The following is a 21,627-nucleotide window of genomic DNA, read 5'->3' as shown; positions in this document are numbered from 1 at the left end:
CACACATCGCGATCGCCTGCATCCTCGCACAAATACAGCCAGATGAGAACTGGAAGAAAGGGTGGTATTCTTCCCAACATGGATCAGTAGCTCCCCCCATAGAAGGTGAGTGGCTACGGCTATAAGTTCGATATTGGGTCAGGGGCGGGTTTTGCTGTCCAATCCGTTACAAGGTGCAGACTGGTCTGCTAAACCCACCCGTACTGTTTGCGGATTGATTCAATCCACAAGCCTAAGTACTGTGATTCACAGATAGGGCTTGGAAATAAAACCAAGAGGGTATGGGGGCTTCTCCCCCAGTCAGGGGTGGAACCCCTGCACCCCGAATTCCCACCCCTATTTACGACGAGTTGTACTAAGCAACGAAGGCATCGACTTGAGCGGTGCCAATCTCAAATCCGGCGGTAAAGGCATTTACCCTAAAGGCTCGATTGAGGGTGCGTGCGGCTCTGGCACTGAGGGTAACGTCAACGTTGGTGAGATCCAGGTTAGTGAAACTGCCGCGATCGGTCGCTGTGACTCCTCCAATTTGTAAGCCAAATAGAGGAACGCGAGTCAGCAACCGACCATTGGCAATGACGGTTCCGGTAATGACGGGTTGGGTATTCAAATTGCTTATCACAAAGTCGGTCAGATTGACTTCGGTGCTGTCGGTTCTAAAGGTCAATCCACCCGCATGAAGGATTTCAACGGTGGTGGTGTCGAGATCGGTTGCTCCTCCAGTAATGAGGAAGTCAGCTACTCCATTGCGAATGCGAGTGCCGCTAAATCCGGTTGCCTGAACATTTAGAGAACCCAACGCATTGACGAGGGAATCACTTAATTCCACTCTGGTTCTGCCGCGTGGCAACACATCCTGGGTCGCTTCAGGAAACAGAGAGGTGTTACCAAGAAAGTCTCGAACGGGCAATTGGCGATCGCTAATGCTACCGTTAGTTCGGTTGAAAAAAGCATCGACTTGAGCTGTACCAATGTTGAATCCAGCAGCAAAGGCAGTGACACCAAAGGCTTGATTGAGGGCACTGGCTGCGACATCACTCAGCGTAACGCTGACGTTGTTAATGTCAAGATTGTCTCGTCTTTGTCTTCTCGATGTTCCAATACTGCCAACGGTCAGGTTAAAGAGGGGAGCACGAGCAACAACTGCTCCATTGGCGGTGACTAATCCAGTTAATACAGTTTGACCTCCTAAGTTTGTAATAACGAAATCCGTTAAGCTGACTTCGGTGCTGCCTGCTCTCAGGGTCAAACCGCCACTGTGCGCAATTTCAACTCTGGTTTGGTTGAGATCAACAGAACCTCCTGTGATGGAAAAGCTAGCCACTCCGTTGTTAATCCGAGTGTCGCCAAAGCCGCTTGCCTGTACATTGAGTGAACTTAATGCGTTAACAAGATCAGTACTTAATGCAACTGAAGTGGTACCATTCGTTGTCATTTTTAGAACTCCATCAGAGGGAAAAGAGAAGAAAGAAGAAGGATAAAAGATGAAAGAAGAAGGATAAAAGATGAAGCACAAAAGCTAGAGGCGATCGCCAAAAATAGGCAATATGAGTCCTGTAGGGGCGTTTTGCAAAACGCCCTTACAAGAAGCTCTAGGTGTAAGCCAACATTTGGAGAATCGGGATGCAGGCTAACCGTTAAGGATTTGGCTGCATTTCATCCTTTATCTCTCGGCTCTTACAATCCAGGGGGAAGAATAACGCGATCGATGACGTGAATTACGCCATTGCTAGCGGTAATATCTGCTGCTCGCACGGTCGCGTTGTTGACGGTCACCTGACCGTTTGCCACATTCAAATTCACGGGGCTACCCTGTACAGTAGTGACTTCACCGGGTTGGATATCGCTGGATTCAACGGCACCTGCGACAACGTGGTAGGTCAAAATCTGCCGTAAGGTGTCTCGGTTTTCAGGGCGCAACAGGGTTTCTAAGGTTCCTGGAGGCAGTGCTGCAAAGGCTTCGTTGGTGGGAGCAAACACCGTGAATGGACCTTCTCCGGAGAGGGTTTCTACTAACCCTGCGGCTTGAACAGCCTGAACCAGCGTTGTAAATGCGGAGTTGGAGGCAGCAACATCAACAATGGTGCCTGCCTGCGCTGTTTGAGTTGATGGTTGGGATTGCGCCGTTGTCGCTGGAGCCGCTTCAGAACGCATTGAAGCACCTGCATAGGCTGGAAGGCTGATAGAAGCTACCATTGCAGTCGCTACTACACTGGCAACACAACTCAATTTAAACAGTTGAAAACGCATGGATTAATCCTCCATAGACAATGTTGGATAAAAGTTGGCACTCAAAAGCGATCGCTAAACCAGGGTCAGCAATGAACGCAAATAATGATGAGTGCTTGAAATTGAAATAGTCAGCAATGAGTCTCGGAATTGGAATGAAATACGCTCAGAACGAGTGTTTGAGAGACATCACTGCGGCTTCACGGTGAATGGTGAAGAACATCAATGGCTAAAGAGGATGGAATAAACAACCCTCTATATGAAATACGGCGATCGCCCCCAACTGGATTTAAAAGTTTAAAAAAATCTTTAGAGAAATGCTCCGATTGTTATATGCTCCGTGTTACTACATCCAAATAGCGATCGCTCTCGTATTTATATAGCAGTTCATTTGATTTGTAAGAATCAGGGGGTGTGGGGCTACGTCCCTAACCAGGGGTTCCCGTCCTGACCAACCCTCCGGTTGTTCTATATAACCTGAGTTCGGGATAAGGATCTTGGCGGTTAAAACCGCCGCTACAAGCGCAAAACCGACCTGCGTCGGTTCGGCAAACCTTGATTTCCGGTAGTCCGCGCAGGCAGACTTGGCTCTCATAGCCGCGACTTCATCCGCCAGGTGTTTAACCCGAATTGATGTTATATGGGAAGCGATAGCCATCGTTGCTTGGGTGTACGATCAGACTGGCTTACTGTTTGCGCGTCCACAATGGCTTCTGAGTTTCCTTCACCCGACATTGCAACTCTCAAACGCTCATCCGATGAGGATGTTTTGGTAGCGTTGAGAGAAGGTCGAATGAGTGCCCTGGATGTGCTTTATGACCGCTACGCAAAACAGGTTTATAGCCTGGCATACCGAATTTTGGCAAGCACAGAGGAGGCTGAAGACATTACCCAGGAGGTATTTCTCACACTTTGGCAAAAGGACACTTATCAAAGTAGTCGCGGTTCGCTGAAAACGTTTTTAATCACACTGACGCGATCGCGATCGATTGACAGATTGCGTCATCAGGGGACACGCCATCGGTTCTTACAACGCTGGCAGCGACTATCGGCTTCTGAACAGGAGACGGCTCCCCCGTTAGACGATGTGTCAGTGAATGAACAGTCTCATTTGCTACAAGAGGCACTCACTGTTTTGTCAGATAGCGAACGGGAGATTTTAGAAATTGCTTATTATGAAGGAATCAGCCAAACCGAAATTGCCAAACGCTTAAACTTACCTCTTGGCACTGTTAAAAGCCGCTCCCGCCAAGGTCTTAATAAACTTCGTCAACACCTACAAAACTTACGGTAACAATCGCTCACTATGGCACGCTCGGAACTTCCCGACAATTGGCAAGATCTCGCAGCAGGTTATGTCTTAAACAACCTCAGTGATGAGGAGGTTGCCTCCTGGGAAGCGTTAATTGAAGAACATCCTGAGTTGTCTAACGAGTTGGAGGAGCTACAATCAACGCTCAATCTCTTTGCAGACACCCTACCGATGTATCAACCCTCACAGCAGTTGTTGGGCCAGATTCGGGCGACGGCACAGGCAGAGTGGGAGATGGTTGAGCCATCCCAATCCTCTATACCAGTTTCAGGCTCCTTTAGAGAACAGGGTTCTAAGCCTGTCATGAACGATCGCTTTAGGGTCTTGACCAGTGTTGGAGGGGCGATCGCGGCCAGTGTTATCGCTCTGTTAGGGTTTCAGCTTTACTCGTTGCAATCTCAACTGCAACAGGCAAATGCGACGATTCAAACCCTGGAGCGTGACCTGCAACAGGCACAGACGCAGGCTCAAAGCATTCGCCCTGTGGTGAATACGCTACAACAACCCGGAACTCTGATCTACAGTCTGGAGGGGTCTGACCTGGCAAATACGGCTTCCGGTCGGTTGGTGGTGTCTGATGAGCAAGAGGTGATCATTCTGGTGAGAAATTTGCCAGAGTTGCCTTCGGGCAGGGTGTATCGCTTATGGGCAGCCCTACCCACTCAAACAACCCTGACCTATTGTGGTCAGTTCAACAGCAACACTCAGGGGATTATCCAACTCACGCCTTCCTCCCGTCAGTGCGGTGACAATCCAACTCAGATGATCATTACAGTAGATGGGGCGACTGACCCCACCACAAAAGGGGGACCCGTCGTGCTGCAAGGGCGAATTTGAGGGAGGATTTTACACCTGCTTGAGCGATCGCCATGCCCGTTTGGGAGAGATGAGAAGCGCGATCGCGATCTTTGCCCAAATGGTTGCCATCAATTTTGATCGTCTAAGCCAACTGGGATCATGACGGATAGCTGTCCAAAAAAAGCGAGTAGCAACCAGCCCATATCGTCGTTCCAATGCTCCCTCCAATGCTTTTAGGGTGAGATATTGGTAGCGACTCGCGAGAACTTGGGGTTTTAGCGGTTGAACGGATGTTGGAGCCTGGTTAAATGCGCGCTCTATCACTTTCAGGCTCACAGCTTCCATCTTCCAGACGTTACAAGAGGCAGATTGAGTAGAAACGCGGTAAAGAATTTGGGGCGACGGAACGACTACAAACTCATATTGGGCAGCCAAACGCAACCACAAGTCCCAATCTTCAGTTGGTGGGAGGGTTTCATCAAAGGTGCCAACGATCTCTAGTGCCTGTCGTCGGATTAAAACGTTGGAACCACTTTCAATAAAGTCACGCAATAGGAGTTTCTCATACACTTTGCCGCTGGCAGTGCTGCGTCCAGCAGGACGTAAGGGGCGATCGCTCTCATCGATCCAGTCTGTCCAGCTATAGGCAACGGCTGCATCCGGGTGAGTTTGCAGTGCGTTGAGTTGGGCAGCCAGTTTATCGGGTGTCCACAGGTCATCAGCGTCGATGAAGGAGATAAACTCTCCAGTTGCCTGAGCTATGCCACGATTACGACTGGCGGATACTCCGGAATTCGGATAGGAGAATAACCGGATGCGGGGGTCATTGATCTGAGTCACGATTTCTACGGTGCGATCGCTTGAACCATCGTTGATAATTAACAACTCAAAGTCTGAGAATGTTTGTTTTAGAACGGACTCGATAGTACGTTGAATTGTTTTTTCACCGTTGTAAACCGGAAGAACAACTGAGATTAGTGGCAATTAATCCTCCTTATATTGATTTTGGATTTTGGATTGACGATTTGGGCAAGATGCTCACATGTCCGAATTAAGATCAAATTCATTCGATTAACCATAGTTACGGTAGGGGTGGGTTTAGCAGACAACTCTTGAATTCAGTGAGGTTTAACAGCAAAACTTACCCCTACTCTATTGTGGTCGTTGAGCCGGATTTGCTATATCGCTATCGCCCCTTTATTTAGGGCAGAGGGGGTATGGGGTTCCACCCCTACACCTCGTCCTAACCCAGGTGGCTACGGCTATAAGTTGGGCTACGAGGGGTTAAGTCGAAGATAACCATACAGCGTTTTAATGTCTGACAATTTTCCGGTTTTGGTGAAAACTGTTTCGGCGATCGCAGATGGAAACAAAATGGTAGTTGCAATCCGAAATAACAGTTTTCCAAATACTTTTTCTTTGATTAACGTCGGATCATTCTTGATAATTTGGGTTAAAAACCGAGCGGCTTGTAATGCATTTTTGCGTTGCGGTTTTCCCTCCAAAGCTTTACAGGTTAGATATTTATAGAAGTTACCCAATGTTAAGGGTTTAAGGAATTGTAGCGAGTCAGGACTGCGACTAAAGGCTCGCTCTATTACCTGTAAACAGGCAGCTTCCATGCGGGGGATGTTACGAGTCATCGCTTGAGAAGATACTCGATATAAAACCTGAACTTTGGGAACAGCCACAAAGGGATATTGAGCCGCTAAGCGCAACCACATATCCCAATCTTCGGCAGAAGGTAAGTTGGGGTCAAAGCCTCCAACCTGGGCGATCGCCTCGGCTTTGATGAGCGTGTTTGACCCGTTCTCAATAAAGTTCATGAGTAGCAGTTGCGCGTACACATCTTGATTAGCAGTGAAATGGCTCCCCACTCGCAAAAATTGACTATATTCATCAATGTAATCTGTCCAACTGTAGGCTACAGCCGCTTCAGGATTCGCTTTGAGGGCGTTCAGTTGGGCTTCTAATTTATCGGGTGTCCACACATCATCGGCATCCAAAAAGGCAAGATATTCTCCAGAGGCGTGTGTAATACCCCGATTGCGGCTGATGGGAAGGTTGCCTTTAGGATAGGAAAAAACTTGAATACGAGGATCGGAAAATGAGGCGATGATCTCTAAGGTTTGATCGTCAGAACTATCATTAATAATGATGTATTCAAAGTCGGTAAAGGTTTGATTGAGGACGGAGGCGATCGTCTCTCGAATCGTTTTTTCACCGTTGTAAACGGGTGTAATAACTGAAATTTGAGGCATAGACATTAAGTTAATAACCTCGGATCAGAGATCGTTAAACTCACAATTGCATTGATATTCGATAAGGCTTTAAATCGGGTAAATAACTGAGTGGCGATCGCCGGGGGCAACACCATCATGAGCACCGCTTTTGCCAATAATTTGAGCGTGATCCGTTGATGCAACAACCGCGAATCATAGCGCAGGTTTTGCCCAAGTACTCGCAGTGCCTCAACTCCCTGTTTCGGATGGGGAGGATCGTTCAAAATTCTGAAAATCATGGCTTTGTAAAAGTTACCAATGCTATGACGTCTGAGCGATCGCGGCAGGGGTTCGGGTGCCTTTTCAAAATACTTTTCTCGGACTAACAAGCTCGTGGTCTCCCATCGTTTTAGATTGGTTGACATAGAGTTGGGCAAGCGACGATAGAGCACCTTAGGGGAGGGAACAGCGACAAACTCATAGCGGGCGGCTAGCCGTAAGTACAGGTCAAAATCCTGGCTAGCTGTCAGGGTTTCATCAAATCCACCCACATCGAGGATGGCTTCACGGGCAATTAAGGGGTTTGATCCGCTGACCACAAAGCAACTTAAGAGCAGAGCCGCATAGACGTTGCCGTTAGCTGTGATGTGACAACAGGGACCGATGCGATCGCTGTTGTGATCGATCCAATCAGTCCAACAATAAGCAACTTTAGCGTTGGGATTAGCTTGTAATGCTTGCCGTTGGGCTTCTAGTTTATCGGGTGTCCAGATGTCATCAGCATCTAAAAAAGCGATGAAGTCTCCAGTAGCATGGGTAAGCCCACGATTGCGACTGATGGCAACACCGCTGTTGGGGTAGGAAAAAACCTGGATACGGGGATCGGCAATGGCGGTGACAATATCCACCGTTGCATCTTGAGAGCCATCATCTATGACGATTAGCTCTAAGTTGGAGTAAGTCTGGTTGAGAACAGAGGCGATCGTCTCTGAAATGGTATCGGCGGCGTTATAGGCTGGAATAATCACAGAAATGAGTGACACACGCCTCAAGCTCCATGAGAACGACTAGATTTGTTTTGCAGGTTGAGTTTTAGAAAGTAAAAGGGACTGAGTAAACTCCCCCAAAAGAACTCTAGCTCAAAGGCGGGAACCAGTTCGGTTTTGAGTTGATTGCGGTATTTCAAGGTATGAACGCAGACGCGACGCAAATTACCCAACAACGTTCGCACAAAGATGATTGGCTTCTCCCAGGGTTGAGCCAGAATCATTCGCAGCTGACAGGTGGCTAATCCGTTGCCACGAGCAACTGCCAGTAAGTAATCTCGCTCAAATCGCCACTTGGGGATCTGGTGATAGGTGTGCAGGGTCGGGGTATACCAGATTTCCCAACCCGCTTTATAGATGTAGAGGAGGGGTTCGTAATCTTCCCCTTGCACCAAAACGCCTGGTCGTTTGCCTGTGAGAATTTGACGCGCCGGAACGCTATCTAGCCACACCTGTTTTCGCACAATCAAGCAAGCAGCAGGAGGCAACCGTAAATCAGGGGGGCTAAACAACCGTGGAGCAGAACCGTGTCCGCGAATGGCAAGATAAGGCTGAATTTTGCGGAAGTTTTCGGGGGGTTCTACTTCGAATTCCCCATGGATTTGACCGCTAAAGGCTCCTGCTTCGGGATGCTCGATGGCAAAGGTATGGGCGGCAGTCAACCAGTCGGGGGCGGGCAGGTTATCGTCATCCAGAAATCCAATCAAATCGCCCTGTGCTTCTCGGACGGCTCGCTGTCGGGCAAAGGCGGCTCCCTGTTCTGGTTCAAAGCAGTAGCGCAGGGCAAAAGGGTAGTTCCAATTTGCCTGATAGTCAGCGATGACTTGAGCCGTATCGTCATTGCTGTTGTTGTCAACGATGAGAATCTCCCAGGCGATCGCTCCTGGGTTGGTGAGCGATCGCAGGCGTTCGAGCAGGGCTGGCAATCGTTTTGCCCCATTAAAGGTTGGGATCGCTACTGTGAAGTCAAGGGACATAGGCATGGATGGGCTAGTGGGGGTTTTGGAGGTGGATAGCCTTGATCAAGGGTGAAGACGGTAAACCATTTTTAGGCGTTGCTGAATGCGAATATGATTTCTGTGCAGATATTCCGGCGGGAGGGGCGGTTCGCGAACCGCCCGTACGAAATTCATAGATTAGATCAACAACGCCCATTTTTACAGCCCGTTTGGAATGGCGATGTCGCTTGATTCCGATCGGTGCGTATGCGGCTTCCGAAAATACCCTTTGTTATAGAGATAGAACGGGCTGATGAGACTGCATACAAAAAGTTGCATTTCACATGCCGCTGCCAGGTCGGTTCTCACTCTGTTCCGATATTTCAGGAGATGCATGATGATCTTACGCAGATCATTGAGGCTATAAGCAATCAGCATCCAGGGTCTTTGCCAACGCTTCACACTCATCATTCGAGAGACATAGCGACCTAACCCAATTCCCCGAAAGAAGGGCAGGAGGTAGGCTTCTTCTAACCGCCATCGGGGAATCTTATGGGTGATTTCCATATGGGCGTTGTACCAGATCTCCCATCCGGCTTGTTGAATGTGGGCGATCGCCTCTAAGTCTTCCCCAGTTAACATCGAGCCTTCTACCCTGCCGCTGAGAATGGTGTGCCGGGGGACACTACTGAGCCACGCTTTTTTTCGCACGACCAAGCCAGCTGAAGGGGGTAACACTTTTTTGCTGGGTTCATAGCGGAGGGGTTTAGGACCACGCTCGGTAATGGCTAAAAACGGGATTAATCGCTGCAACTCCTGGGGAGGCTCAACTTCAAAGTCACCGTGGATACGACTTCCAAATGCTCCTGCGAGGGGATGTGTTTCGGCAAATTGATAGGCAGCGGCTACCCAGTTTGGGGCAGGCAGGTTGTCATCGTCCAAAAATCCAATTAACTCGCTGCGGGCTTCAACAATTGCCCGTTTTCTGGCAAAGGCAGCTCCCTGTCGCAATTCAGAAACATACCGGAGGGGATAGGGAAAGTTTGCCTGGTACGTCTGGACAACTCTTGCTGTTCCGTCTTTGCTGTTGTTGTCGATGACAATAACCTCTATGGGCAGATGCTCTATGTTTATCTGCGATCGCAGCCGTTCCAATACTTCCGGTAATCGGTGTTCACCGTTGTATGTAGGAATAGCTACTGTGAATTTCACCGTGTTCATAGACTCATTGCTCACAGGACAAGGTTTACAAAATCCTAACGCTGAAACATCCTAATTTTTGAGAAGCATCAGTAAGGAGTAGCCTGACTTGGTTAAGTCCTGATATAGATTGAACTTAAATATCTAGGTGAAACCACGGAGTAAATCGGAGATTCGTTAGAACCAGGATTAAAGAAGGGATATTTCGCTTCACTCCATCGGGAAATGGTTCAGGCTAAAGGTTTCAGGTTAGTGCTGGTACTTTTGGGGTGGGTCTGGGGCTATTTAGACCAAGCGTTGTGCTTGTAGAGTACCCTTCGCTCTCTCGTAACTCATCAGCGTAACCCTAACTTCAAGAAACATACCGAGTTGAAACAATAGTCTTCTCAACAGCAGTTGAGGAGTCGGTTATACAGGATGTGAGAGTAGAAGCCCTATGGGAGGTAGTGCTTCCTTGCTCTAACCGCCCTGCTAATTGCTATAGCAACTGTTGAGACAGTTAATACAAGGGGGTGGGGCGCTGCGCCCCCAGCCAAGAGTGGAACCCCTGCATCCCGTCCTAACTCAAGTGACTACGGCTATAAAGCAGATCTGAAAAACTTCCGTGAATCAAGCCAAAACTCAGGGTATTCTTTGGGAAACGCACCCTTAGAACGAGACGATGTGTTCAAATGAGAGCCTTGTGCTTGATGGTAGAAGCTCAGTAACAAAAGGTTAGTCTCCCTTTAACACGGCTAAAACAGGACTGTCGAGTGAACATTGAGAGCGACTAAGCGTGTTTTCCGAGTAACTTATCTCTTAGATGCTTAATGCGATCGCGAAACTTGGCTGCCTCTTCAAACTCTAATCGCTTTGCCGCATCCTTCATTTGAGACTCTAATTGAACAATCAAATCTGGAATACTCTCCAGAGGTAGATCTTCAGAATGTTCGTAGGCAATCTCTAACTCTTGGGCGTTAAGCCGTCTGGATACCTCTAAAAACGACAAGATGGAGTTACTTGACTTTTTAACGATGGGCTGAGGAACAACACCATGTTTTTCGTTGTATTCCATTTGAATTGCCCGTCGGCGTTCAGTCTCGCTGATTGCTTTTGCCATGCTGTCTGTCAGGTTATCGGCATAGAGAATGGCTTGCCCCTGAATATGACGCGCCGCCCGACCAATGGTCTGAATGAGCGATCGCTCTGCCCGCAAGAATCCCTCTTTGTCGGCATCTAAGATGGCAACCAGGGAAACCTCTGGCAAGTCTAACCCTTCTCTGAGGAGGTTGACTCCGATTAGCACATCAAAAGTTCCCTCGCGCAGATCTTGCAAGATCTCAATCCGCTCAATCGAGTTGATCTCAGAGTGCAGATAACGGACTCGCACACTGCGCTCCTGCAAGTATTCAGTCAGGTCTTCTGCCATCCGTTTCGTCAATGTAGTGACGAGGGTGCGTTCGCTGCGTTTGACTCGCTCTTGAATCTCGCCCAACAGATCATCAATTTGCCCTTCAGTGGGACGAACAAAAATTTCAGGGTCAAGCACTCCGGTGGGACGAATAATCTGTTCGGCAACGCGATCTTCGGAGACTTCTAATTCCCAATCACCGGGTGTAGCGGAGACAAAAATGCACTGGTTTACTTTTTCCCAAAACTCTTCAGCTTTGAGGGGACGGTTGTCAGCAGCACTGGGTAGACGAAAGCCGTGATCGATGAGCACCATTTTACGAGAGCGATCGCCGTTGTACATGGCGCGAATCTGGGGGATCGTCACGTGAGACTCATCAATCACCAACAGCCAATCTTTGGGGAAGTAGTCAATTAAGCACTCTGGCGGGGAACCGGGGATACGTCCTGCCAGGTGACGAGCATAGTTTTCAACGCCATTGCAGTAGCCAACTTCTCGCAACATCTCCAGATCGTAACGAGTGCGTTGTTCTAAGCGTTGGGCTTCGAGGAGTTTGTTGTCGCGTTCTAACTCTTCGAGGCGATCGCGCAGTTCTTGTTCGATCGCTTCACAGGCTTCTTGTAAGCGTTCTTCTGGAGTGACAAAGTGGCGGGCGGGATAGATGTTAAGGGCATCCATGCTTTGCAAGGTCGCACCTGTGATCGGATCGATGTAGCGGATCGCATCAATCTCATCGCCATAAAACTCGATGCGAATAACCCGGTCTTCGTAAGCTGGACCAATCTCTAATACGTCGCCTTTTACTCGAAATCGTCCCCGACTCAGATCCAGGTCGTTACGCTCGTATTGAATGGAGGCTAAATCGCGAAGAATCTGCCGCTGATCAACTTCCATCCCCACTTTGAAGGGAATGGAGGCGTTCAAATATTCTGACGGAATCCCTAAGCCGTAAATGCAACTGATGGAGGCAACGACAATCACGTCTTTTCGCTCAAACAGCGATCGCGTAGCGGAGTGACGCAGCATATCGATCTCGTCGTTGATGGATGCCGTTTTGGCGATGTAGGTATCCGTAACGGGAATGTATGCCTCTGGCTGATAGTAGTCGTAATAACTGATGAAGTATTCAACCGCATTGTCGGGGAAAAATTCGCGCAACTCGTTGCAAAGCTGCGCTGCCAGAGTCTTGTTGTGCGCCAGCAGCAGAGTAGGCTTACCCACATTCTGGATCACACGGGCAATGGTATGCGTTTTCCCGGTTCCAGTGGCTCCTAAGAGAGTTTGATAACGGTGGTTACCATCTACAAATGAGGTGAGTTGAGCGATCGCTTTGGGTTGATCGCCTGTTGGCTCAAAGGGTGCTTGGATATCGAACTTCCCCATACGTCTCACCATCACTATCGATACATTTCTATAATGACGGATTCGCCCAATTATGGTCAGTGTTAACGGCGACGGGATGGGTATTTTTTGGTCTTATTTTGAGAATTTGAGATTCTTTATGAGTCCAATATTGATATTACTAGACTCAATTTGATATTAACCGTGTGGGTCTGCTTCACCCTCTAAGGATTGTGAATTTAATAAATCCGCAAACTGTACGGGCGGGTTTAGCAGATCCACCTGTGCTCTGTTATGGATTTGACAGCAAAACCCGACCCTACCCAATATCGAACTTATTTAATTTCCATTCCTAACCTCCAAGTCTGGGAACCCATTTAAAGTCTCTTAGGACTGGGAGATTTATAGCGGTACGCATTCAGGTTGGAACGGGCGATTCAAGGGGGAGGCTATTAATAAATTTGAAACACTATCGGAGTTTAGGAGAACTGTATTTTTAGTCTCATTAGTAGAGTTTGAGACGCATAATGAGTCTATAAAAGAGAGCACAAGTCTCAAATGAGACGGATTCTCTTGCAATTGAAATCTGCTTCAATCCCCTCCTTAAACCGTTTTATATGAGCTTGCCCTTAATGAAGCAATGTGAGGCAAGGGATTAAACCGAACTGATGTTGGTATAAGAGGGCGATCGCCCCCCATCAGGAGAGCAGGAGGTCTAGTGTTAGCTGGAAGCTCTGTAAACTTAAGTGAAATTACAGAAGGGTATCAATGAGTGGCATGAGTATAGTTAGTTAGAAATGCTTCTTGCAGGGAGTTTTAGAGCGTCGCAGAGCTATAAGCTCAGGTCGTAAACCAACTCCAGACAAGTTGCAGTTTATACCAAGGAGAGTTTATGTCGTTTAAGAGAAGTCTGGGTTTGGTTGCTGGTTGTGTTGCCCTTTTAGGTTTGGGTATTGCAACTCCAGTGGTTGCTCAGGAATTTAGTGAAGAGGAAGCAGATGCCCTTGAGCATAATCTAGTCGTTTTATGTGATGCCTCTTTTGAAGACCTGGAGGAGATGGGTATCACTTTCAACGAAGCCGGACAAGAAAGCCTGGATGTAGCTTGTGATGCTGTTTTGGACGGCATTGATGAGAGCGACTATAGTGATGCAGAGTTTACGGATGCGATTGATTTTCTTGCGGAAGCCCTTGCTGCTGTGACTTATTAGTATGGCTTTGGTCAGAAAGCTCAAGGCAATGGCTCAAACCCGGATACTGGGAAAGCTTCCTGACTCACCTCCGCCCATCGAAGATGGCTACGGCTATAAAAGCTGATTTGATTGGTTGTAAGCATAACCCCATTCCAACGAATGGGGTTTTTTGGTGATCAGGCTTGACTAACTGCGGTGCTCGCAAATAGTCAAAGCCGTAAAACTATTGATTAACGAAGGTTCTAGAAGTCGTAAAATTTTACTGGACTAGATTTGGACTAAATTTTTCAACCCCTAATTCGCACTGATTTAGTCCTTGAAGCGATCGCCCACTCATGTCGCCAGTCTACCGCATCCTGCTTCCAGCAACATCTCATCAGTCGCGATCGCCTATCTCAAATAAGACTCTTCTATATTAATACTAGACTCAAAATGAGATTACTGAGTCCAATGTGAGGCAAAGATTTTGCAAGATCTCCTGGTTAAGGGGAAAAGGTGAACGGGGAAAGGGTTAAAACCCAGATGCCTCCCCTTTGCCCTTTGCCTCTTACCCTATCTCAATCAAGACTCACAAGTATCAATTCTGGACTTATCTAGAGACACTGAGTCTCAATCTAGACTTTCAGAAATTGCAATATTTGGATGAAAAGTTTTTCTACTTGGCTAGATTAAGAGTGCCTCGATGATGGTCTTACTTCGTCTTTAAACTTTTTAAGGCTCATGTCTTTCCCACAATCTCTACGTCATACTAAAGCCCAGATTCCTTTGCAGTGGGTCTTGATCACCCCATTGCTACTCCAAACAGTGAGTCTAATAGGTCTACTGATATATCTCTTTTATGGCGATAGACGGCTCGAATTTTACGCCAATCAAACTAGAACCATTCTTTTACCGGGTCTGATATTAACAATAACAACCACGATCGGCGTTGCCACGGCTCTTTGGGTAACCCAATCGATTTTGAAAATCGCTCAGACAAGCCAATCCCTTGTTCAAGGAAACCTACGGGAAGCGTTAACGGAAGAAACTTCGATCGCCGAACTTAAAACTCTAACCCAGTCCCTACTCGCCCTACAGGAGAGTGAACAACGATTTCAAGAGCTTGCCGACACAATTCCCCAACTGTTTTTTATCCGATCGCTCAACCCAGATCGGTACGTCTACATCAACTCTGCTTATGAGCGCATTTGGGGGCGATCGCGTGATGAACTTTTACAAAACCCGTTGGCGTGGATGGAGACGATTCACCCGGATGATCGCGATCGCGTTCAAGCTTCCCTTACATCACAAATGCAAGGTAATCATGTCCAACGAGAATATCGAATTATTCGCCCGGATGGTTCTGTATGTTGGATTTCAGCCGAAGTAACCGTCATTCGAGATGACGCAGGAAATCCGCTTCGCTTCATTGGCCTAGCGGCGGATATTAGCGATCGCAAATTAGCAGAAATTGCTCTGCATGAGAGTGAAGAACAATTGCGGCAGATTGCAGACAATATTGACGACATCTTTTTCATCAAATCCCTTGAAACTGGGAAGCTTCTCTATCTCAACCCGGCTTGTGAAGAGCTTTTTGAACATTCGCGGGAACTCGATTACCAGAACCCTGAACTCTGGATGGATTCAATTCACCCAGAGGATCGCGATCGCATCCTGGCAAAGTTTCAGCGAGAGTTACAGGGCAATAAATTCTTTAATGACGAATATCGAATTGTCCGTTCGGATGGATCGATTCGTTGGCTCTGGGATCGCAGTTTTCCCATTCGTAATCAGGCTGGGAAGATCTATCGGTGTGCTGGCATAAGCCGAGACATCACCGATCGCAAAATGGCTGAAATCGCTCTAGAACAAAGTGAAACTCGCTATCGTGCCATTGTCCAAGACCAAACCGAATTAATTTCGCGCTTTTTAGCAGATACCACACTGTTATTTGTGAACGATGCCTACTGCCGCTATTTCGGCATCGATAGCGAGGATATCATTGGCAAGAGCTATAACCCAGTGATTTACGAAGCCGATCAAGAAAAAGTCAATCAACTGGTACAATCCATCAGCTTTACCAACCCCACTGTCATCATTGAGAACCGAGTCATTGTGAATGGCGAAATCCGTTGGACTCAATGGGTCAATCGAGGGATATACGACGATCAGGGAAATGTTGTTGAATTCCAATCGGTGGGACGTGACATCACCGATCGCAAACAAGTAGAAATTGCGCTGGCTCAAGAAAGCTTACGTCGCAAAACCCTTTTCGACACCTCCATTGATGGCATCGTTGTGCTGGATCAAGCAGGCAATATTATTGAGGCAAATTCTAGTTTTGCCGATATGTTGGGCTATTCCTCAGAGGAAGTGACAACCCTCAATCTTGTTGATTTTGATGCCCACTGGGAACAGGCAGACTTAGAGGAGAAGATTATTGAATCTGACCTTTGTAGCAACACCTTTGAAACTCGACACCGTCGCAAAGACGGGTCGATCTACGACGTAGAAATTAGTTCAAACTCAGCCGATTGGAGTGGACAAACGGTTCAATTTTGTATCTGCCGAGATATTAGCGAACGTAAACGCAGTGAGGCTGAACGCAAACAAGCGGAACTGACCTTAAAAAGCCTGGTAGAAGGCACAGCATCCGTTACAGGTGAAGACTTCTTCCCAGTCTTAGCCCAACAAATTGCAGTGGCACTCGATGTGTCTCATGCTTTAGTTAGTCGATTAGAAGGCGATCGCCTACAAGCTCTGGCATTGTGTGCTGACAACCAAAACCAGGAGAGAGTTTCCTATCTCCTGAGCGGCAGCCCTTGTGAGCATTGTGTGGAGCAGGGTTCCTACTATTGCCCTGGCAATGTACAGGCTGAGTTTCCTAATAATCCACAGTTGAAATTGTTTGAAAGTGAAAGCTATTTTGGCGTTGCCCTGCAAAACACGAACGGAGATGTGATCGGTGTCCTCTGTATTGCGAACCGAACCGCGATCGCCAGTCCTCAACGGGCAGAGGCATTGCTCAAAATTTTTGGGGCTAGAGCAGCCGCTGAAATTGAACGGTTACAAGCCATAGAAGCAATCCATCAACTCAACACCGACCTGGAAAAGCGAATTCAACAACGAACTCAGGATTTGCAAGCCGAACGATTGCGGCTGCAACTGGCATTAGATGCTGCCAACATGGGCACCTGGAGCTGTAATCTGCACAATGGACAACTCAATTGGTCTGATCGAGCGCAGGCAATCTTCGGCTTTGTCCCTGGAACCTTCCCTGGCGATCGCGAAACGTTTCTGTCGATGGTACACCCCGAAGATCATGACCGTGTCCTCCAGGCAATTATCCATACCTTTGAAACCAGAACACCCTACAACATCGAATACCGGATTCATCGCAGAGATAGCGAGATGCGTTGGATCGCGGCATGGGGCATTTTTTCTCAAGACGAATCAACCGCAGAACGCCAACTGATAGGAGTGGTTGCTGACATTAGCGATCGCAAACAAGCAGAACGAGATCTGCAAGAATCTCGCAACATGCTGGCATTAGTGCTAGACGCAATTCCTCAACGAGTCTTTTGGAAAGATCGCCAATCCAGATTTTTGGGCTGCAACTCTGCTTTCGCAAACGACTATCAGCTAACCATTGAGGCAATTGTTGGCAAAACCGATCTGGAATTGCCCTGGGGAGAGTGGGCACACCTTTATCGAGCAGATGATGAAATAATCGCCACGACCCGCACACCCAAACTGAATTATGAGGAACCAACGAATAACTTAAATGGGGAGCAAATCTGGATACGAACCAGCAAAATTCCCTTAACCAATAGCCAGGGAAAAGTGATTGGCATTTTGGGCTGCTATGACGACATCACAACCCTCAAACAAGCAGAGTTAGCCCTGCAACAGTTAAATGTAGAGTTGGAAGAACTCAATGTAGAGTTGGAAGAACTCAATGTAGATTTGGAGCAACGTATTCGAGAGCGTACCCTCGACCTGCAACAAGCCCTCGAAGCGGCTGATGCCGCTAATCAAGCTAAGAGTCTCTTTCTAACAAATATGAGCCATGAACTGCGTACCCCCCTGAACGTCATCCTCGGTTTTACTCAGCTTCTGAACCGTGACCCCGCATTGAGTGCAGAACAACAAGATTGCATCCGCATCATGCATCGCAGTGGCAATCATCTGTTGCATCTCATTAACGAAATTCTGGATTTATCTAAAATTGAAGCCGGACGGATCACGCTAGAACACACCAACACCAATCTGTTTGAATTGTTACACGATTTGCAAGACATGTTCCGCAATCGGGCAGCCGTTAAGGGATTGCAGTTCAATCTTGAACTTAAACCGGAGACACCCCAGTACCTCATTACAGACAGTAATAAACTTCGTCAGGTGCTGATCAACCTGCTCACCAATGCGATTAAATTTACCTATGAGGGCTTTATCGCCCTACGGGTGGGCTTGGACGTTCGGGAAGGAGAAATAGCATCTAACGAATTGGTGAACCCTACTCCATCCTTACCTCCTACTTCCTACTTTTTGCAATTAGAAGTCGAAGACACAGGCGTAGGCATTGCCCCCGAAGAACTCGATATCATCTTTGATGCCTTTACCCAAGCTGAAGCCGGGAGAACCTCTTTAGAAGGAACTGGGTTGGGTTTAACCATTAGCCACAAGATCGTGAGTTTAATGGGAGGCAATTTAACGGTTAACAGTACTCCAGGACAGGGCAGCCGATTCAGTTTCTCCATTCCGGTTTCTCTAGGTCAAACGAGTCAGGTATCCTCTATCGCCCAGCAACAGTCAGTGGTGAGTCTGGCTTCAGGTCAACCGACCTACCGAATTCTAGTCGTAGATGACCAGTTGAGTAATCGCCAATTGATGGTCAAGGTATTGACCCAGATCGGGCTGGAGGTGCAAGAAGCGACGGGTGGGGTTGAGGCGATCGCCCGGTGGCAGGCATGGCATCCCCATCTAATTTGGATGGATCTGCGAATGCCCGGATTAAATGGATATGAAGCGACCCGGAGAATCCGAGAATTAGAGAGCCTGAGAGCCTCTCAGACCTCATCCCCTAACTCCTCTGCCACCAAGATTATTGCCCTTACAGCCCAAGTATCCGACGATGATCGCAGCCTTGCCCTCGCCGCAGGCATCGATGACTTTGTCGGTAAACCAATTCAGATAGATGTAATTTTTGCCAAAATGGCAGACCACCTGGGAATTTCCTATTCTTATCAAGAGATTGAAGAGCAGGAATTTGAACTCTTGCCCCCGACCCTGCAACCCTCATCCCTGCAAGTTATGCCGCCTGAGTGGATCACTGCCCTCTACCGAGCCGCTCTGAATTGCGACGAAGAAGAAACCTCCTCTCTGATCAAACAAATTCCGGTAGAGCATACCACTCTTATTAGAGGCTTAAATCATTGGCTGCAAAACTACAACTTTGAAGTGATTATCAACCTCACTCAACCTGATACCTCTACAACCTGATACGTCAAGAAGCATTGAGAATTTCATGAAATCAAAAGCATTGCATCGAGAATTAGATTAAGGATCATGAATTAAATAAGGTGCAATTTTTGTGGAGGGGTTTGGCATTGCCAAATCCGTACAGCCCGAACATTGCCCATGTTATCGCCATAGCCACGTACAATGGGGCGGAGGCGAGTCAGGAAGCCTCCCCAGCATCAGGGTTTGAGCCATTGCCTTTGCCTTAAGCTTTCCGACTAAAGCTATATTTAATTCGCATTCCTATAGCAACTGTCGAGACAGTTAATTACAAGGAGGTGTGGGGGCTGCGCCTTCGGTCAGGGGTGAAACCCCTTCCCAACCAATCCCTCGGTTGCTACAACAGTCCTGCTTGGGTGCGTACCAGTAGATAATGTCTGCTACACATTAAATACCTGAAACTAACATTCATTGCAGATAAACCTATGCTGAACGTTGATAGTGAAGTTGCGGCTAAAGCAAAACTTTTAGTGGTAGATGATCATCCTGATAATCTCCGCACCCTATCACTGATTTTGCAAGCTGAAGGCTACAAAGTGAGGAAAGCAACCAGTGGTGCTATGGCATTGGAAACCATTCGCACTCAGTTGCCAGACCTGATTCTGCTAGATATTCGGATGCCCAAAATGGACGGATTTGAGGTGTGTGCAACCCTCAAGCAGTCTGCCCAAACTTGTGAAATTCCTATCCTGTTTATCAGTGCGTCCAACGAAGTAGACGAAAAGGTCAAAGCCTTTGAATTGGGTGGGGCTGATTACATTACCAAACCGTTTCGAGCAAAAGAAGTTTTAGCCCGAATTCAACATCAACTAACCATTCAATCGCAATATCAACAGCTACTCAAACTAGCTCAACAGCTACAACACTTTAACACCGATTTAGAACGCCAAATTCAAGCTCGCACCCTCGAATTAGAGCAAGCTTTGAGGTTTGAGCAGAGCTTAAAACGGATCACCGATCAAGTGCGCGACACACTTGATCAACATCAAATTTTGCGCAATGCCGTTAAAGAACTCGCCACTGCCCTCGGTGCCTCCTGTTGCAGTGCCGTGCTGTATAGCCCCGATCGCCTGACATCAACCATTCGCTATCAACACCCCCAACCCTCGCAATCTGAGAGACAGGAACGAACCCTCCACATGGCGGATGCTCCTGAAATTCATGAGCAGTTGCATCAGCGTTATACCTTTGCCTTCTGCCCGTTACAGACCGCAGCAACTGATAATCACACCGCTATTTTGGCTTGCCCCATCTTTGATAATCAGGTTGAACAAAAAGGCATCTTAGGCGATTTGTGGGTCTTGAAACCTGAGTTTTCTAGTTTTAGTGAACTAGAAGTACATCTAGTCGAGCAAGTGGCAAATCAATGTGCGATCGCCCTACGACAGGCAAAACTTTATGAGTCATCCCAACGTCAAGTCGCTGAATTAGAACAGTTAAATCATCTGAAGGACAGTTTCCTTAACACCATCTCTCATGAGCTAAGAAGCCCCCTATCGAACATGAACCTGGCACTGCAAATGTTAGATCTACTGACCCAACAAGGACAAACCACAGTAGAACACACTGCCCAACCGGGCACTCCTAACAAAGCAGCACAGTATTTTGAGATCCTAAAACAGGAATGCGATCGCGAGCTTCAACTCGTCAACGATTTATTAGAGCTACAGCATTTAGAAGCAGGCAACAGTCACATTGTCGAGCCGATCGTCGTCAACTTATACCACTGGTTACCCCACGTCATCGAAGCCTTTCAGATGCAGGCACAGACGCAGCAACAAATCCTACAACTCACGATGGATGACAACCTTCCATTGCTAACCGTGGATCTTTCAGCACTCAGTCGAGTGATTACAGAGTTACTCAACAACGCTTGTAAATATACACCTGCAAACGAAACAATTACTGTTGCTGCCAACTTAGAAGAAACAATTGTTTGTCTCAGGGTGATTAACTCTGGAGTTGAAATTTCAACAACAGAATTGACTCGCATTTTTGATAAATTTTACCGCATTCCAAACAACGACCCATGGAAACAGGGTGGCACCGGATTAGGGTTAGCCCTCGTCAGAAAGCTAGTAGAACAGCTAGAAGGGTCTATCACCGTGGAAAGCTGTCATCAAACAGTTTGTTTTACCGTTCATTTACCCACAAGCAACTGTAGGGACTTGTCTTAGGCGAGACTGAATAATCTAATTATTGGACTAATCACAAGATCAAAAGTCTCGGAATGAGATATATACTCTGTATAACCCTACGCCTCAGCGTTGGAGTAGGGGCGTGGGGGCTTCGCCCCGTCCTAACTTAACGTGAATTCGGGATAAGGATTTCGGCGGTTAAAACCGCCGTTATAAGAGCAAAACCGACCTGCATCGGTTCGTCAAACCTTGATTTTCCGGAGTCCGCATCAGCAGACTTCGCTCTAGTAGCCACGAATTCATTCACCAGGTTCTTAAACCG

14 protein-coding genes are annotated in these 21,627 nt (G+C 47.6%); 5 read left to right on the top strand and 9 right to left on the bottom strand.

What is annotated here, in order from left to right:
• Positions 1-355 precede the first annotated feature (355 nt).
• From H6G89_RS25915 to H6G89_RS25905, 3 genes are all read right to left on the bottom strand, one after another.
• Entirely contained in the window at positions 356-1,435 is a 1,080-nt protein-coding gene (locus H6G89_RS25915; protein WP_190512027.1) for a hypothetical protein, read from the bottom strand.
• A 242-nt stretch (positions 1,436-1,677) separates the two neighbouring features.
• A complete protein-coding gene (locus H6G89_RS25910) occupies positions 1,678-2,250 on the bottom strand; it encodes a fasciclin domain-containing protein (protein ID WP_199336933.1) in 573 nt (190 codons plus the stop codon).
• A 325-nt stretch (positions 2,251-2,575) separates the two neighbouring features.
• Positions 2,576-2,887 (bottom strand): hypothetical protein, encoded by a 312-nt coding sequence (locus H6G89_RS25905; protein WP_190512025.1) that lies wholly within the window; start codon positions 2,885-2,887, stop codon positions 2,576-2,578.
• A 48-nt stretch (positions 2,888-2,935) separates the two neighbouring features.
• On the opposite strand from H6G89_RS25905, the gene H6G89_RS25900 reads away from it, so the two are divergent.
• Together H6G89_RS25900 and H6G89_RS25895 are read left to right on the top strand one after the other, a co-directional pair.
• Positions 2,936-3,523, top strand: a complete 588-nt coding sequence (locus H6G89_RS25900) for a sigma-70 family RNA polymerase sigma factor (protein ID WP_190512023.1) — start codon at positions 2,936-2,938, stop codon at positions 3,521-3,523.
• Between the two features lie 12 nt (positions 3,524-3,535).
• Positions 3,536-4,378, top strand: a complete 843-nt coding sequence (locus H6G89_RS25895; protein ID WP_190512021.1) for an anti-sigma factor — start codon at positions 3,536-3,538, stop codon at positions 4,376-4,378.
• A 9-nt stretch (positions 4,379-4,387) separates the two neighbouring features.
• Here the strand turns inward: H6G89_RS25895 and H6G89_RS25890 are convergent, their stop codons facing one another.
• The 6 genes from H6G89_RS25890 to uvrB all read right to left on the bottom strand — a co-directional run bounded on the left by H6G89_RS25890 (position 4,388) and on the right by uvrB (position 12,518).
• Positions 4,388-5,323, bottom strand: a complete 936-nt coding sequence (locus H6G89_RS25890; protein WP_190512019.1) for a glycosyltransferase — start codon at positions 5,321-5,323, stop codon at positions 4,388-4,390.
• A gap of 290 nt (positions 5,324-5,613) precedes the next feature.
• Positions 5,614-6,600: a glycosyltransferase gene (locus H6G89_RS25885; protein WP_190512017.1), complete on the bottom strand. Its 987-nt coding sequence runs from the start codon at positions 6,598-6,600 to the stop codon at positions 5,614-5,616.
• A gap of 5 nt (positions 6,601-6,605) precedes the next feature.
• A complete protein-coding gene (locus H6G89_RS25880; protein WP_190512015.1) occupies positions 6,606-7,604 on the bottom strand; it encodes a glycosyltransferase family 2 protein in 999 nt (332 codons plus the stop codon).
• A gap of 5 nt (positions 7,605-7,609) precedes the next feature.
• Positions 7,610-8,590, bottom strand: coding sequence for a hormogonium polysaccharide biosynthesis glycosyltransferase HpsE (gene hpsE, locus H6G89_RS25875; protein ID WP_309230098.1), 981 nt, complete (start codon positions 8,588-8,590; stop codon positions 7,610-7,612).
• 174 nt (positions 8,591-8,764) lie between these two features.
• Positions 8,765-9,781, bottom strand: coding sequence for a hormogonium polysaccharide biosynthesis glycosyltransferase HpsE (gene hpsE / locus H6G89_RS25870; RefSeq protein ID WP_339384545.1), 1,017 nt, complete (start codon positions 9,779-9,781; stop codon positions 8,765-8,767).
• Positions 9,782-10,514: 733 nt separating this feature from the next.
• Positions 10,515-12,518: an excinuclease ABC subunit UvrB gene (gene uvrB / locus H6G89_RS25865; RefSeq protein WP_190512014.1), complete on the bottom strand. Its 2,004-nt coding sequence runs from the start codon at positions 12,516-12,518 to the stop codon at positions 10,515-10,517.
• A gap of 850 nt (positions 12,519-13,368) precedes the next feature.
• On the opposite strand from uvrB, the gene H6G89_RS25860 reads away from it, so the two are divergent.
• The 3 genes from H6G89_RS25860 (at position 13,369) to H6G89_RS25850 (ending at position 21,344) form a co-directional block, all read left to right on the top strand.
• Positions 13,369-13,686: a hypothetical protein gene (locus H6G89_RS25860; protein WP_190512012.1), complete on the top strand. Its 318-nt coding sequence runs from the start codon at positions 13,369-13,371 to the stop codon at positions 13,684-13,686.
• 702 nt (positions 13,687-14,388) lie between these two features.
• Entirely contained in the window at positions 14,389-19,149 is a 4,761-nt protein-coding gene (locus H6G89_RS25855; protein ID WP_190512010.1) for a PAS domain S-box protein, read from the top strand.
• A 443-nt stretch (positions 19,150-19,592) separates the two neighbouring features.
• On the top strand, positions 19,593-21,344 hold the full coding sequence (locus tag H6G89_RS25850) for a response regulator (protein ID WP_190512008.1): 1,752 nt from the start codon (positions 19,593-19,595) through the stop codon (positions 21,342-21,344).
• Positions 21,345-21,627: the final 283 nt, after the last annotated feature.

Source organism: Oscillatoria sp. FACHB-1407 (genome assembly GCF_014697545.1).
Taxonomy (GTDB): Bacteria; Cyanobacteriota; Cyanobacteriia; order Elainellales; family Elainellaceae; genus FACHB-1407.
The sequence above is the reverse complement of the archived record's forward strand: the minus strand, read 5'-3'. Positions and strand labels throughout refer to the sequence as shown.